Origin of the sequence: Vibrio sp. TRT 17S01 (assembly GCF_050113695.1) — a bacterium.
Taxonomy (GTDB): domain Bacteria; phylum Pseudomonadota; class Gammaproteobacteria; order Enterobacterales; family Vibrionaceae; genus Vibrio.
Map to the genome: position 1 here is coordinate 702,964 of NZ_JBNJOG010000001.1, position 16,254 is coordinate 719,217.

Below are 16,254 nucleotides of genomic sequence, written 5' to 3' on the forward strand. Positions count from 1 at the left end.
TATTAAAAAAGGATGCCAATTGGCATCCTTTTTTTGCACTGCTTTTTCTTATTAGAAGTAGAAGCGAGTACCGAATACGATGTTAGTGAAGCTGTCAGATAGGCCATCTGAAGTCACGTTTACGTCGTCAGTTGCGATGTTGTAGTTAACTTCTGCACTTAGAGCAACGTTAGGGTTGATGAAGTATTTCACACCAGCAGCCATTTTAAAGTTAAGTGCAGCTGAGTCACCTTCGCCATCTTCACCTAGACCGCCATCAAAACCTTGACCGTCTTTGTAGCTAAGCGCAGCGAACTGAGCAGAAGCACCTAGGTAAGGTACCCAGTTAGTTTCGTTAGTGAAGTTGTACTCTGTGAAAGCACCTAGAACAAAACGTTTGTTGTTGTCAGACATGTTAACGCCTAGGTTACCACCCACTTCCCAGTCATCAGCAAGGAAGTAACCGTAAGAAGTATCAAGAACCAATAGGTACTCGTCAGAGTAATCTAGGTTTAGGTTACCTTGAACAGAGATTTCTTGAGTGCCTTCTGACAGTTGAACCGCTGCTTGAGCAGAACCAACAGATGCAAGCATAAGTGCGATTGCTAGAGTAGTCTTTTTCATTTTATTTTCCTTTCATGTTTTTGAGCATCAGCGAGCCCATGGCACATAAAGTAGAAGGGACAGGGTGCTGTTCTGTCAGTGAAATGTCAGCAAAATATGCTGCCAATTGCCTGTCTCAGTAGTGAAAAAGACTATAAGTGGTTAATTTGAGATTACAGAAAAACACCACAAAGCACTCTATATGCATTGTGGTGTTTATATAATTATTTTGTATGTACGGTGTAAGTTTGATGGATGTAAAGATTTGATCATGTCTTTACTCATAGGGCGGGATTGATGCTTTTCTTATCCTCACTTATTTCATTCGTTGACAACAAAACTCAGCACGCCAAACACGTGAACGCGAGTGCTTCATAGACTTCAACACCTCCTTGCCTGATAGCTGAGGGTATGATTCCAAAACCTGTGCGTCATCCAAAATTTCTGGCGAATCATAAGCTCTGACATGAGTGAAAGTAGAATTGAGGTTGCTTGATAGCATAGATTTTGAAAGGCAAATTCCTAATACGTCGCGCTGCATTGTCTTTTCCCTCTGAACGTCGTTATTTAGTAAGCGTATTGTTTTATTGTGTGCTTACCTGAAGCCATTTGTTCATACTAAAGTTGTACAATAAATATACAACAAGAATGCATGTCTAGCCGGAAAAATCCCTGTTTTTAATGTGAGCGAGATCTAAGGTTCAAGCCAGAATACGGAGCTCTATCCTTACAGTATCAATATTGGCTAAAACGTAGACTCTCACTTCAATAGCTCTCACAAATTCAAACGCAACTATTCGGTGGTTTGTTAATTAGATGTTAGCCTTATCGCATTAGTAGGGAGAGATGTATGAAATGGAGCCGTATCAGCTTTCGTAAACGGATGCTGATTATCATGACACTTTCAGGTTTGTTAGAGCTGCTTATCCTTGTTGCTGCTGGCTTTTTTTATGTCAAACACGCTCAAGAAGAAGAAATGGGGCTCAAAGCCTTAGGTGTGGCTTCATTCCTTGCCAAGTCGCCTTATGTTATCGAAATGATTGAAGCAGGAAGTGGTGAGCAATATCAGCAGCGATATCGTGATTTAACGAATTTGATTGGTGCTGCGTTTATTGTTATTGGCGATAAAAACGGAATTCGATTGGTTCATCCGGTTGATGAGCGTATTGGCAAGCCAATGAAAGGGGGAGATAACAGCCGAGCCTTAGTTCATGGTGAGTCCTATGTTTCATTAGCAAAAGGGTCTTTGGGTTATTCCGTTCGAGGTAAATCTGCGGTCTACAATCAGCAAGGTCAGATCATTGGCGTTGTATCAGTCGGCTATCTCATCGAAAGGCTACAAGATAGGGTTGAGCCGTTTCTCTACTTTTTGATCATCATGGCGTTTATTGTGGTTGCCGCAAATGCCGTCGTATCTAGTTATGCTTCTCGTCGTTTCCAAAAAGCCATCTTAGGTTTTGAGCCAGAAGAAATTGGTCGTTTATATGTCGAAATGGACGTGACATTAGAAACGTTAAAAGAAGGGATTTTGAGTATCGATGGCGACGGTAAGCTACGATCTATCAATAAAAGTGCATGCCAAATTCTAGGATTAATAAAAGAAAACTGCATTAATCGACCATTGAGTGAGGTCTTGCCCGATAGTGACTTACAGTTGGTATTACAAACCGGAAGAACCGATCACGATATTAATCTTTATCTAAATGAACAACGGTTAATTGCAAACAGAAGTCCCATTGTGGTTGATGGTAAAGTCGTGGGAGCCGTGTCCAGTTTTCGTTTGCGTGATGAACTTAATGAGCTGACGGAGCAACTTGCGCAAACCAAAGAGTATGCGGAAATGTTGCGATCACAAACTCATGAGCATCGTAACAAGCTCAATACGATCAGTGGTTTGGTACAAATGGGAGAGCTGGATGCGGTACAAAACTTGATCGGCCAAGAAACTGCGCACTATCAGAGCCTAATTGAGTTCTTACGAGAAACGATTAAAGACCCATTGATTGCGGGGATGTTATTAGGAAAAACAGAGCGAGCCCGCGAGTTAGGGTTGGAGATAGTCGTAGAAGAGGGGTCGCGTTTAGAACCGTTACCGAAAAGGATTAATGCAGAAGATATCGTGACGATTGTCGGTAATTTGATTGATAACGCTTTTGATGCTGTAAGGACTGCGATTAAGAATGATAAGGCGTTTTCAGTGACTCGCAGGAGTATTGAGGTTTCGATCAGTGATTACGGCAATGAAATTATTTTAGAAGTGCTCGATCAAGGCTGTGGTTTACCACCAGAACTAGAACCTCAAAGCTTATTGCAGCGTGGTGTATCGAGCAAAGACAAAAGTACGCGTGGAGTAGGGCTTTATTTAGTGAACAATTTGGCCCAGAGATACCATGGAGAACTTGAAATGGTAAACAATAAGGAATTTGGTACCAGGATGACGGTATATTTGCCTAAGGAAGATCTGGCATGACAACGCAAACAAAAGTAATGATCATCGAAGATGACATTGCAATTGCACAGCTACACCAGCGCTATATAGAGCAAATCGGTGGGTTTGAAATTGTGGGTATAGCGACAACAAAAGCTGAGGCAGAAATCCAGCTCGATGTACTTCAGCCCGAGCTTTTGCTTCTTGATGTTTACCTCCCTGACGGGACTGGCTTGGATATATTACAAGCGCTTCGTAGCAAAAATTATAGTGGTGATGCGATATTGATAACCGCTGCTCGGGATGTCGAAACACTACAACAAGCCATGCGCGGCGGTGTGGTTGACTATCTCTTAAAGCCGGTGATTTTCCCGCGATTAGAAGCGGCACTCAAGAAACACGCATTACAAAAGCAACAACTGACAGAAATGTCTAACCTTGACCAAAGCTTGGTCGACAAGATGCTGCAATCAAGCAATAACAGTAATCAACCACAACGTTTGCCAAAGGGCATAGACGGTGTAACGTTGGATAAGATTAGAGCGTTATTTAATGACCCCTCTCCGTTAACTGCTGATGAAGCAGGAGAAAGAATTGGTGCGAGTAGGACGACAGCACGACGTTATCTTGAATATTTAATCAGTACAGGAGAGCTGGAAGCGGATCTTCACTACGGCTCAGTGGGAAGACCTGAACGTAGTTATAAAAAGGTAAGTCGATAATTTTCTAGACGGTAAGTAGAACGCCGCCTACAGTTTAATGATAACAAGCAGAACGAGTTTCTCGGAGTTATCATGCGCTTAGTAAAGTGGATATGTATTTTTATCTTGGCTTTGTCTACTCAGGCATTGTCAGCTCAGTTAAATGAGCTGACTTTTATCACGGAAGAATACCCTCCTTACAATTATGTTGAAAATGGTCGCACTCAAGGAATTGCAGTTGATTTACTACTTGAGGCAAGTGAAGTCGCTGGAACTCCGATCGAACGTGAAGCTATTTCGGTTCAGCCTTGGGCACGAGGTTACCGTTCTACATTGGTTAAAAATAATACCGTCTTGTTTTCAACGACACGAACTGAATTGCGAGAACACTTGTTCCAATGGGCTGGCCCGCTTAGTGACACTCGAATTGTGGTGCTAGCTAAAAAATCTCTTGGCGCAAAAATCATCTCACCAGTTGATTTAGCGAAATTTCGAATCGGTGTGATCCGAGATGATGTAGGGGAACAGTTGCTACTGGAATTAGGCGTCCCACGCAATTCCATGGTGGAAAGTTCTCACGCAGAAATACTGGCTAATCAATTGTACAAAGGAAGAACTGATCTTTGGGCATATGAGGAAAATGTGGCCAAGTGGTGGTTGAGCCAAGCGGGGTATGACCTTAATCAGTTTGAAGTTGTTTATGTCTTGCAACAAGGCGAGTTGTATTACGCATTTAATGCCAATATTAGTGAAGAAATTGTGGCGTCGTTACAAAACGCGATTAATAAACTTAAACATGACATTAATGAAGATGGGACCAGCCAATATGAATCGATTGTTAAAAAATATTGGTAATAAGTGAGCGGAGGGCTATAAGGAAATGATTGGAGCTGTGGGTCAATTTATTCGTATTGTTGCGCTATGTTTGATTACCAATTCGACTCTGGCTTCAGAGCTAACATTAGTCATGCCTTCTCAGCTTGATAAAGGGCACCGCTATTATCATGAATTACTCTACGAAGCATTGTTAGCACAAGGGTTGAAGCTCCACATTGAAGTTCCCAGTGCTCACATACCGCAAAAGCGGGCATTCAAGATGCTAGAGCGGAACAAGCTTGATATTGCTTGGATGATTTCTACCAAGCAACGCGACCAAAAATACACCGTAGTGGATGTACCACTCACTGGTGGATTGATTGGGCGCCGAGTCTTATTGATACCGCCAGAGCTACAACTCGCATTTAACACGATTCATTCCCTTGAAGATTTGAGAGAGTCAGGGCTTGTCGCTGGGCTTGGCGTCAAATGGTTTGATGTCAAAGTATGGCAAGCAAGTGGGCTTGCATATTACCCTCAAGATGGAGAGTGGCGTGAGATCTATCCAAAACTAAGTGTTGATGGCGATGTAAATTACTTTCCTAGAGGCATGAATGAAATCATTGCCGAGGCAAACCTTCATAGTTATTTAGCGATTGAACAGCGACTGATCCTCGAATACAGCAAGGACTTCAAATTTTATCTAAGTGGTAATGCAGCAAAGTATAAGCCAATAATAGAAAAAGCATTAAAGGAAGCTCAAGAGTCGGGACTGATGGACAAGCTAATGCAGAAGTATTGGACCAATACGTTTGACCGTTTAAATCTTGAAGAGCGGATTGTTATTAAGCTAACGCAACCTGAATGAATTGTTGCTAGAAGTAACAATGATGGGGAGAGGAAAGCCATAATATCGCAAAAACCTCATTTGTTGCTTGATGAAAGCGCGGAAAAACGAATAATTAAGGTAATTTCAAAGAATTGAGAGTTTAGTTGCCTGAATGGAAAGTATTTTTATCGTCGTTCTTCTGCTGATCGTGTTCTTTTGGTTCATCCAAAATCGCTATTTAAAGCAAGACGAACTGAAAGACGCCAGTTACAAAAAGAAAGGCCCGTTGCTAACAATGAAAGAGAGTGCGTTTCTTAACGCACTAATTTCTGCTGTCGGTGAGCACGGTGTAGTGATGGCAAAAGTGAATATGACGACAGTTGTAACGCCATTAGAAACCAATAAAAAGAAATGGTTTATTGCAAACTCGCGTATTTCAAAGAGTTACTTTCAATTTGTTGTGTGTGACCCTCGCTCGTTAGACATTCGTGTTGCAATTGAGCTTGATGATGGTGTGGAACTAAATAAGGGCAAAGTTGAGCGTCAAAAATTACTGATGCACGTCTGTAAAACAGCCAACATTCCACTGATTGGCGCCTCCATCAAACACAGTTATCAAGTGGGAAAACTGAGACGCTTACTTGCGGCACATATTGATTTGATTGAGCCGGAAAAAGAAGTGCGTTTTTGCAAACGGTGTGGCAGTCCTATGGTCATCAAAACAGCAAGCCAAGGTGAGTTTAAAGGCAGACGTTTCTTTACCTGTAGTCGACAGCCTCATTGTACTTACACGGAAAACTATAATGTTGTGTTTGATGAAGATGAGTAGATGACTCAAACTCGAGCAATATCTTAAGAGCAAGTCACTTTGGCTTGCTCTTTTTTGTTGTAGACCATCACTTGGTTACGCCCATTTTGTTTTGCTTTATAGAGCTCTTTATCTGCGAGAGCCAATACTTCATCAAGATTTGCAAACTTATCACATTGATAAATGCCGATGCTGGCTGTTAACTGGATTGGAGTAGTTGCATCGTTGAACTGAAACTGTTGGATGGCAAAACGTATTTTTTCCGCCTTTAAATGTGCCTCATGACTGTCAGTATTGTGCAATGCAATACAAAATTCTTCACCGCCAATTCGATAGACTAAATGTTCATCAGATTGTGCGTCGATTAATGAGGCTGTCTGAATTAAAACTTTATCACCAACATCGTGGCCGTATTGATCGTTCACCGCCTTAAAAAAATCGAGATCTAGAATGAGTAAAGAAAGAGGGACTTGCTTACTTTCTCTGCGGTAGCGGTCAAAGTTGTGGCTCAAAGCGTGTCGATTATAAACTCCGGTTAACGCATCGCGTGATGCTAACTGCCCGAGAGCCGCCTCGGAGGTTTTTCGCTTTATCTCAAGTACATGAGAGGTGATCCATATGCAGAGGTAACATAGGAGAAGATTAATAAGCAGCTCAATGTTACTGAAATCAAATCGGCATACTTTGAAAATAATATTGCTAAGAAGAACAGTAAACGCAATGCCACTCGCTAACATGCCATAGCGTTTACCGAGTAACAGATAAAATAAGACAGGAAACAAGCACGACCAGATGAAAAAGCCACTTTCTAACGGACGAAGAAAAGTACCTGTGCTGACAATACCAATTAGGAAGTAGCTATAGATGTTACACCAAAGTAACGAGTAGCGTGCGTTGTAAGTACGATAGAACATCCACAATGAAAAGATACAAAATACAACCTCCAAGGTAGCCATTGAATAGGACTGATTGCTTGCAATGTTAACCAATGCAAGAACGGCAGACACAACAGCGAGTAACGCGCTGCTCCAACGCAAAACGTCTTTTCTTAGTTGTCGTGAAGGCCTGAAAACATCCAAATCCATGAGTACGCTGTGGGGTATAAAGTGGGTATTTTGTCAATCATTCAATGGTATTAGATCTTTGTATTTGTTCAATAGCAGTTATGAATGGATGTCACAATATTAGAAAAAGGTTTATATGTCTTTTTTTAAGGTTTTATTTGAAAGTGTAAATGTTAAATATCCTATAAAACATAAGGTTATTTTTGTATGTGCCATGTCTATGGCTTAATTGTTCGTTAATTTTTGTTACAAATATCTATACGAGCTATCGTGCGACTATGGAACTAAGTGAGATGAAAATAATTCATCATTCTTGCTCAAGGAAGTGAATCGCTTGCCGATAAAAATATAAGTTGAGATTGGGTAGACTAGACTCGGGCTAGAACCTACATTTTAAAGACAAACAATCTGTTATGTTTTTTGGTTTCGTATTCAATAAAGATTATTAATTAAGCCAATGCATAACATGGGTGGGTTACCAGAACGTGTGGTTCTTTTAGGGAGATTACCTAAGTATTTGTTTCTGGGCATGATCGAGTAGTTGCATCGAGAGATTGTTAAGAGTAAAACTACTTAAAGTGTGGTGATGGTACTTTGGATTTCACTCGCGAACCCGAATATAAACAATAATACTAAACTAAGACGTAACAAGTATGAGTCATTCAAGCAGCACAATATTAACCGAAAGTGGCACAAATGAACTTGAGATCATTGAATTTCATCTCGAAAAACAATTGCCGGACGGTAGCACTAAGACGTGTTACTACGGGATAAATGTCGCAAAAGTTCGTGAAGTGATTCAGGTGCCAGAAACGACAGATTACCCAAATGCTCAGCCACATATGGTCGGGGTCTTTTCTTCACGCGACATTTTAACGCCTTTGGTTGACCTTGCCGGATGGTTAGGCGTTCCTACCAGTAAAGATCTGACACGTAAATTTGTTATTGTTACTGACTTTAACCGAATGACCAATGGTTTCTTAATCGACAGCATTAGCCGAATTCACCGCATTTCATGGAATGATGTTGAGTCTCCGAGCCAATTTTTGGAAGCGGGTGAGCAGGACTGTGTAGTTGCTGTTGTTCGTAAAGATGGCAATCTCATCATGATCTTGGACTTCGAAAAGATCATCGCGGATATCAACCCTGAACTGAGTATGGAAAAATACGATGTTAAAGTTGATAAGACGGTCGACCTAAACCAACAAATGGTGACCAAACGTAATGCGAAAACAGTGATGGTGGTGGATGATTCTGCGTTCATCCGTAGCTTGATCCAAGATACTTTAGCGTCTGCGGGCTACAACATTATTTCGTGTAAAGATGGTGGCGAAGCACATGAGAAGTTGATGGAAATTGCTGAAGTTGCGAAGAAAGAAGACTTGCCAGTACATGAACTCGTAAATGCTGTTGTTACTGACGTAGAAATGCCTCGCATGGACGGCATGCACTTGGTCAAGCGCCTGCGTGAGAGTGATATGTATCGTGACACACCAATTATCATGTTCTCGTCTTTGATGAGTGATGATAACCGCGCGAAAGCCCTTGCTCTTGGTGCAAATGACACCATCACCAAACCGGAAATTGGGCGTATGGTGAATCTCATGGATAAGTTTGTATTTAAGTAACCGTAAGCCTTTAGGAAACGCAGCTTAATTAAGCTGCGTTTTTTATGTCTATTCTTCCTTTTTGTATCATTTCGTTGTCAGCCGAATGTAGAACTACCGCACTTAACGAGATCATTATTTACGCTCAAGATCGATTTTCTCGCAAATGTGACACCCTGTTTGAATCCTACAGTTTCTCTATAAACTCCTTCTACAAACTGTCGTCTGTTTCACGTAAATAGACTTCTTTGCGTAGTTTTTTGATCGAAAAAATGGCCCTTGTGTGAGTCATGGCTGGTTTTTATTTCTCCTCCCTTTGCTCTACGCCTTATCCTCTTGTTGTATAGGATGAGGAAATAAAATGCTTCATATTTATAACGTTAGCTTGTGGTGGTTTCACATCCACATGAAGGCATTTCCCCTTGAACGTGAATGAATATGGACATAAAGATGAATAGCAAGCTAACAAAACTCAGTTTAGCCATGGCTTCACTTGGACTTTTAGCTGGTTGTAACGATCAGCTACAAGTGCACGTGATGGATGGTTATATTCAAGATGCTCAGGTCTGGTTAGATACCAACAAAGACTTTTTACAAAGCGACCTCGAGCCAAAAGCCGCTACGGATAAATATGGCCGAGCGACTCTCACACTTTCAGGTTCTCAGAGCAGCGATAAAAAGCAGATAGTGGTTGCCAAAGTACAACGAGGAATTTCCATCGATAGTGATATCCCCGGCGTCACGTCGACTCGTGATTACTTGATGATGGCACCAAGCAACTACGAACATATTACACCTTTCTCGACTTACATTACCTTGCAAATGAACGAGGGGCTCAGTGCGAGAAAGGCACTTAAAAAGCTAAGAAAACAATTAAATCTGCCTAAGCTAAGCCTACGTAAAGATTACATTAAAGAAAAACAAACGGTGGTGGCACGAAGTGCAAAAGCACTTGCCCAGCTATTGCCGTCAGAGCTGAAACATGAAGACCTCAGTGAACTTCGACAAACATTGGAGCTGGGTGCCATTGCCATTGGCAACGAACTGAAACATAACCGTAGCGACATGCTCGGTAAGACTCTGATGTTTGATGAGTTAGGTAAGCCAGTGATCAGTGATGACAGCGACGGCGACGGGGTAGCAGACTTAGTTGATCGTTTCCCTAATGACGTTCAAGAATCGGCGGATGCAGATAACGATGGTGTTGGTGACCATGCAGATTTAGATGACGACAATGATGGCTTTAATGACGTCGTGGAATTTAAGCTAGGTACCGATCCATATGATGCAGCGAGTCATCCTTCCGATCTCGATGGAGATAAGATCCCAGATGCACTAGATAGTGATATAGATGGTGATGGCTGGAGTAACATCGACGAAGAGCGCTTAGGGACAGACCCATATGCAGACGATGATGTACCTGCAGATTACGATAATGATGGCACTGCAGATATTGAAGATAGTGACATTGACGGTGATGGCATTACAAATGAACAAGACCTTTTCCCAACCAACCGCTTTGAAAGCCTTGATACAAATGGCGATGGGTTAAGTGATTTTGCATCAAGTGACGATGATGGTGATGGGATTCCAGACAGCATTGACCCAAACCCAACCAGCCCGGACAACAGCTCAACTGAGCCTGCACCGTCTTACAGTGAAGCAGTAATTTATTACAAGCGTGATGATGGGAACTATACGGATTGGGGATTGCATCTATGGAACAATGCAACGTGTGACGCCATCGATGCTAATACGCTAGAAGGGGTAGATTGGGGCAATCCATTTGCATGGAGTGAGATTGACCCTGAGCATGGCGCTAAGTTCGTTGTTCCTTTGAAGTCTGAACATAGCGCTTGTATGAACTTCATCGTTCATAAAGGTAATGATAAAGCACTTGGTGGTGATGACCTAAAAGCAGAGTTTGTTAAAGGCAACACGCTGTATACCAATCATGGTAGTTCGACTCTTAAATACTCCTCAGATGAACAGATAATAGTCGCATTAACGGGAGCAGCCGCGCATTGGCTGAGCCTTAACTCAATTGCGTGGTTTGACCATAGTGAAGCCGCCAGCTATCAGGTTTGGAGTCGCCAACAAGGAAATGGTGATATTACTAAGCCACAACAGTTTGAAAAATACGATTTGTCCTTTGCTGGCCTAAATGACAATAGCGAATTCCCACACCTTAAAGGTCGTACAGAGTTCTTCCTTGATGTGGATGCGGCGACAGCCAAGTCTTTGTTAAAGACCCAACTGATTGCTGTTGCTTTAGATGCTGAAGGGGAACCTCTGGTTGTCACGCGGATACAAATTCCGGGTATTGTCGATGACCTCTATACCCAAGGTAGCAACGATGCGGATGAAGCAAAACTAGGTAGTTGGTTAGAAGCGGGACAAGCCAAGTTTGCTCTTTGGGCTCCAACGGCACAAGAGGTGGAGTTGTACCTCTATCAAGAGGATAAATCGCTATTCCCAGAATCACCGATAGCCATGACGCTGGATCCGACTACCGGCATTTGGCGTTATCAAGGTGATGCATCGCTTGAAAACGTATTCTATCGTTATCGAGTTAAAGCTTACCATCCAAAAACAGACCATGTTGAATGGATGATGACGACTGACCCGTATTCGTTATCACTCAGTACATCGAGCTTGCATTCACAACTGGTTGATCTTGATTCGCCGCAAAGCAAACCATTAGGGTGGGATTCTCACACTATCCCGGAGATTGATAATCCGGAAGACAATATTATTTACGAGCTACACATTCGCGATTTCAGTATCAGCGATGATAACGGCTCCAACCAAACCAGCGGAAAATATCTTGCGTTCCTAGAAGACGAACGTGACAGTGTGACGCAGTTGAAACAATTGAAAGAAGCGGGTTTAACCACGATTCATCTGTTACCGAGTTATGACTTAGCCTCAATTCCTGAAGATGAAGCAAAAACCGTTAACCTAACTGACACAGTTGAGAAGCTTTGTAGTGTGAATCCAGAGGCGAAGCTATGTCACGATGGAACATCTCGTGAGGCGACGATTCTTTCGCTCTTAGAGCAAACGGATCCAAATACCGGTGAGGCTCAAGCACTACTTGCAGATGTAAGACCGCTTGATGGGTTTAACTGGGGATATGACCCATTCCACTACAATGCACCGGAAGGAAGTTATGCGGTTGAGTCGGATGGTATTTCGCGTATTCGTGAATACCGACAAATGGTCCAGAAACTTCATGATATGGGCTTTAGAGTGGTTCAAGATGTGGTTTACAACCACACTTATTCGTCTGGGCTTTACGATAAATCCGTATTGGATAAAACCGTGCCGGGTTACTACCACCGCTTAAACCCTCTAACTGGTGCAGTCGAAAACTCAACATGTTGTGACAATACCGCGTCGGAAAATCGCATGTTTGAAAAGCTGGTGGCTGATAGTGTCATGATGTGGGCACAGGATTACAAAATAGATGGTTTCCGTTTTGATTTAATGGGCCATTTGATGAAATCCAGCATGCTACACATTTACGACAAAGCGAAACAAGTCGACCCTGATACATGGTTCTACGGAGAAGGTTGGAACTTTGGTGAGGTGGCTAACGGTCAGCGTGGTGAAAATGCAACTCAATGGCCAATGGCAGGGACGGGCATTGGTAGCTACAACGACCGTTTACGTGATGGTGTCCGTGGTGGCGGGCCATTCGATAGTGGTGAAGCTTTATTGAGTAACCCAGGCTTTGCCAATGCGGGCGATCGTTTTTCAGAAGAACTCAAGTCACGTATGGACTTGATCCGGTATGGCATGGCAGGCAACCTGCAAAACTACCCACTTGAAACCTACAGTGGCGCAACCGTATATGGTCGTGATTACCAGTATGGTGGTCAGGGAGCGGCTTATACGCTCGATCCGCAAGAATCGATTAACTACGTCTCTAAGCATGACAATCAGACCCTATGGGACTTCAATCAGTACAAGGCTTCGGCGGATATTAGTCCGGCAGATCGTGCACGGATGCAAATTGTTGGTATGTCGACGGTGATGCTTGGCCAAGGCGTACCATTCCTACACATGGGGGCAGAACTATTGCGTTCGAAATCGATGGAGCGAGATAGTTATGACAGTGGGGATTGGTACAACAAGGTCGATTTCAGTAAGCAAACCAATAATTGGAACATTGGCTTACCGAGAGCAGATAAGGATCAAGCGAACTGGAGTGCGATTCAGTCAATTATCAGCAATCCAAACACGATAGCAACGGCACAAGATATCGAGTGGACAGACGACGCGTTTAAAGCTCTGTTGAAAATTCGTTCAACAACACCATTGCTGAAATTACTTTCTGAAGAAGAGGTGCTTAAACGCGTCAGATTCCACAACACTGGCCCAGAAGCATTACCGGGAATGATTGTGATGTCTGTGAACGATGGGGTTTCCGCGGGAGCAGATCTTGATAAAGCTCACGATGCGATTGTGATTGCGATTAACGCCAATATAACGGCGCAGAGTATCGCTATTGAAACCGCAGAGAACTTCCAGCTTCATCCAGTGTTATTGGCGTCGGGTGATGAGATTGTCAAACAAGCTAAGTTCTCCGAAGGCCGCTTTAGTATTCCTGCTCTGACCGCCGCTGTTTTTGTTCAACCACAACAAGGTGAGCAAGGTTCCGGATTAGAGGTGGAGACTAAGCCGGTTGACGTTGCGCCATATGGATCAACTAAGCTGTACCTGCGAGGTTCAATGAATGGTTGGTCAGTTTCTGACGAATTGCAGTACCAAGGTGAGGGCATATATACCTTTGAAGGGTACCTCATGCCCGGAGTTTACGAGTTTAAACTTGCTTCAGAAGATTGGGCGACGGTTAATCTTGGCTTTGGTTCATTTACCACTGCAAATGGCTCGGTGCTGTTAGAAGATGCAGGTAACGGCAATATTAAAGTTACCGTATCAAACCAGGGTGTGTATGAGTTTGTGCTTAATGCACTCGATCAAAATGCACTGCAAGTTGGTGTCGTCGACAAAAATCTTGATTATGCATGTTATCAAGACAGTAACCCGGCGTGTGATCTGCGTATTTACCAAGTCATGATGGAGTCGTTTGTCGATGGTGATAGCAAGCATGATTATGGTGTGGGTTATGGTACATCGCATCACAAAGGCGACTTACAAGGTGTTATCGACAGTTTAGATTACATTGCAAGCTTAAACATGAATGCAATTTGGCTAACGCCTATCTTTGATTCGTGCGCAGGTGAAGGCGGAGACGACAAACTTGATGCGACTGGATATTTTGCATGTGACTACTTCAATGTTGATCCAAACTTTGGCACCAAAGAGAAGTTGAAAGAGTTGGTGGATAAAGCTCATGCGAAAGGTTTGTATGTCATCCTTGATGGCGTTTTCGGCCATACACATATTAACGGAGTGAAAACGTCACCAAGTGGTAAACAGCCAAGCTTACGTAGCGAAGCAGGTTATCCGGGGATGTATGTCAACTATCCAAGCGCAGAGAGTGAGGCCTTCTTTACCGAAGTAGCAACGTACTGGATTAAAGAGTTCGGTATCGATGGTTGGCGTTTAGACCAAGCTTACCAAGTACCGCTTGAAAACTGGCGAAATATCCGTAAGGCGGTCGAGCTTGCGGCAAAGCAGAACCAGCAGGCGGGCAAACAATGGGGAACGTTAGGGTACATGGTTGGTGAAGTATGGAATGGTGCTGATGAAATTACGCGCACAACCTACGGTAGCGACCAAGAGCCGGGTTTATCTTCGGCCTTTAACTTCCCGCTGCGTTATGGGGTTGTACAAGCGTTGGCAGTCGAGGAGTCAGGAGCAAGCAATAATGCTCGTGTGCTTGATGCGAACTGGAATAGCCGAGACAAATCGCCGTATCATGCCATGCCAAATTTGATGTTAGGTAACCATGACTTGGTCCGCTTTGGTGATTTAATCCAGCGAGGTGGGCTGGGTGATTATGTTCAACGTCACAAAGCGGCATTCAGCTTCTTAGCCGCTTACTCAGGTCCAATCACATTCTATTACGGTGAAGAGATTGGTGATGAGGTTGAAAACTTTGCTGAGAAAGTCTCTGGTGATTGTGTAAGCCAAGGCTTATGTGATGATCATGTGGCTCGCACCAGTGCTAAAGTTGAAGGTGTGACGGATGTAACGCTAACGCCAGATCAGCAATCACTCAAAACGTACCTCGCTAAGCTGATGCAAGTTCGCAGTGAACATAAGGCACTATACGCAGGGGAACGTCGAAATCTTTGGTTAGACGATCATGTCTATGCGGATCTTAAGACCTATGAAGACGAACGAGTGCTGTATGTGTTGAATACCTCAACCTCGCAGCAGCAATTATCTGGTGAACAGTTGCAACTGAACAATGCCAATGGCTTGGTTGATCTCATTACGGGTGAGCAGATCGTGTTGGAATCCAACCAAAGTGTGCTCAAGATATCGCCACTTACAGGACGTTTATTGCGGATTAACTAACCATTTATCATTAATTTGTCCAATAAAAGCCCTTTTAAAGGGCTTTTTTTTGTGTTTAACCGCGTAGGGTTGTTAACATATGGCATGTTTTTAGTAAGGTTAAAATAAGAGTTCGTTATGGAAAAGGTCGCGATATTTGCGGATGTACAAAACATTTATTACACAACCAGACAAAAGTACGCTGCAAATTTTGATTATAACGAGTTTTGGTATATCGCCACGCAAGGTCGAGAAGTGGTGAGTGCAAATGCTTATGCCATTGCGACGACCGATCCAAAACAGCGACAATTCCATCATATTCTTCGAGGGATTGGATTCGACGTAAAGCTTAAACCTTTTATTCAGCGGCAGGATGGCAGTGCGAAAGGGGATTGGGATGTCGGTATTGCGCTCGATGTTTATGAAATGGCCAAAGATGTTGATACGGTGATACTCCTTTCAGGGGATGGTGACTTCGAAATACTGGTAGAGCGTATAAAAGAGCGCTTTGGCGTAAAAGTCGAAGTTTATGGCGTGCCGGGGCTCACTGCACAAAACTTGGTAGATTCATGTGATCGCTATATAGCCATCGATGGAAATCTTCTTCTCAACCGTAGCAATCGTTAGTAAATCGCTCTGTTGAGTATAAAAAAACATCATTTAGGCGATATGTACGCCAAACAGTTCAAAAATAGAAAAATTACACTTGCACGGTATAAAAACACTGGTTATTATCCTTCGCGTTCTAAAGGAATGGGTCCGTAGCTCAGTTGGTTAGAGTACTACCTTGACATGGTAGGGGTCGGCGATTCGAGTTCGCCCGGACCCACCACTCCTTTAACGCATATCGATGCAAGAACACAAAATTTGGGTCCGTAGCTCAGTTGGTTAGAGTACTACCTTGACATGGTAGGGGTCGGCGATTCGAGTTCGCCCGGACCCACC

General features: G+C 43.1%; 11 protein-coding genes and 2 tRNA genes. 10 read left to right on the forward strand and 3 right to left on the reverse strand.

Annotated elements, in window-relative coordinates; genetic code table 11:
* Positions 1–51 precede the first annotated feature (51 nt).
* Together ACQEXS_RS03165 and ACQEXS_RS03170 are read right to left on the reverse strand one after the other, a co-directional pair.
* Positions 52–603 carry an opacity family porin gene (locus tag ACQEXS_RS03165; protein ID WP_367989011.1) on the reverse strand — a complete coding sequence of 184 codons (552 nt, stop codon included), beginning with the start codon at positions 601–603 and terminating at the stop codon, positions 52–54.
* A 295-nt stretch (positions 604–898) separates the two neighbouring features.
* Positions 899–1,123 carry a hypothetical protein gene (locus ACQEXS_RS03170; RefSeq protein ID WP_367989012.1) on the reverse strand — a complete coding sequence of 75 codons (225 nt, stop codon included), beginning with the start codon at positions 1,121–1,123 and terminating at the stop codon, positions 899–901.
* 309 nt (positions 1,124–1,432) lie between these two features.
* On the opposite strand from ACQEXS_RS03170, the gene ACQEXS_RS03175 reads away from it, so the two are divergent.
* From ACQEXS_RS03175 to ACQEXS_RS03195, 5 genes are all read left to right on the forward strand, one after another.
* On the forward strand, positions 1,433–3,052 hold the full coding sequence (locus ACQEXS_RS03175; RefSeq protein ID WP_427012807.1) for an ATP-binding protein: 1,620 nt from the start codon (positions 1,433–1,435) through the stop codon (positions 3,050–3,052).
* Complete coding sequence (locus tag ACQEXS_RS03180; protein ID WP_427010087.1) at positions 3,049–3,732, forward strand: response regulator; 684 nt, start codon at positions 3,049–3,051, stop codon at positions 3,730–3,732. The genes ACQEXS_RS03175 and ACQEXS_RS03180 overlap by 4 nt, the downstream gene beginning before the upstream one ends.
* A 72-nt stretch (positions 3,733–3,804) precedes the next feature.
* On the forward strand, positions 3,805–4,566 hold the full coding sequence (locus ACQEXS_RS03185; RefSeq protein WP_427010086.1) for a substrate-binding periplasmic protein: 762 nt from the start codon (positions 3,805–3,807) through the stop codon (positions 4,564–4,566).
* Between the two features lie 25 nt (positions 4,567–4,591).
* Entirely contained in the window at positions 4,592–5,395 is an 804-nt protein-coding gene (locus tag ACQEXS_RS03190) for a hypothetical protein (protein ID WP_427012808.1), read from the forward strand.
* A 133-nt stretch (positions 5,396–5,528) separates the two neighbouring features.
* Entirely contained in the window at positions 5,529–6,185 is a 657-nt protein-coding gene (locus tag ACQEXS_RS03195) for a DUF2726 domain-containing protein (RefSeq protein WP_427010084.1), read from the forward strand.
* A gap of 23 nt (positions 6,186–6,208) precedes the next feature.
* Here the strand turns inward: ACQEXS_RS03195 and ACQEXS_RS03200 are convergent, their stop codons facing one another.
* A complete protein-coding gene (locus ACQEXS_RS03200) occupies positions 6,209–7,249 on the reverse strand; it encodes a GGDEF domain-containing protein (RefSeq protein ID WP_367989018.1) in 1,041 nt (346 codons plus the stop codon).
* Positions 7,250–7,881: 632 nt separating this feature from the next.
* Between ACQEXS_RS03200 and ACQEXS_RS03205 the strand changes: the two genes are divergently transcribed.
* The 5 genes from ACQEXS_RS03205 (at position 7,882) to ACQEXS_RS03225 (ending at position 16,252) form a co-directional block, all read left to right on the forward strand.
* A complete protein-coding gene (locus ACQEXS_RS03205) occupies positions 7,882–8,856 on the forward strand; it encodes a chemotaxis protein CheV (protein ID WP_367989019.1) in 975 nt (324 codons plus the stop codon).
* A gap of 429 nt (positions 8,857–9,285) precedes the next feature.
* Positions 9,286–15,330, forward strand: coding sequence for a pullulanase-type alpha-1,6-glucosidase (gene pulA / locus ACQEXS_RS03210; protein WP_427012809.1), 6,045 nt, complete (start codon positions 9,286–9,288; stop codon positions 15,328–15,330).
* A 117-nt stretch (positions 15,331–15,447) separates the two neighbouring features.
* The gene (locus ACQEXS_RS03215) at positions 15,448–15,936 is read left to right on the forward strand and encodes an NYN domain-containing protein (RefSeq protein ID WP_367989021.1); all 489 of its coding nucleotides are present in this window, start codon (positions 15,448–15,450) and stop codon (positions 15,934–15,936) included.
* Between the two features lie 128 nt (positions 15,937–16,064).
* A tRNA-Val gene (locus ACQEXS_RS03220) sits at positions 16,065–16,141 on the forward strand.
* A gap of 37 nt (positions 16,142–16,178) precedes the next feature.
* Positions 16,179–16,252: transfer RNA gene (locus ACQEXS_RS03225), tRNA-Val, on the forward strand.
* The last annotated feature ends 2 nt before the right edge of the window (positions 16,253–16,254 follow it).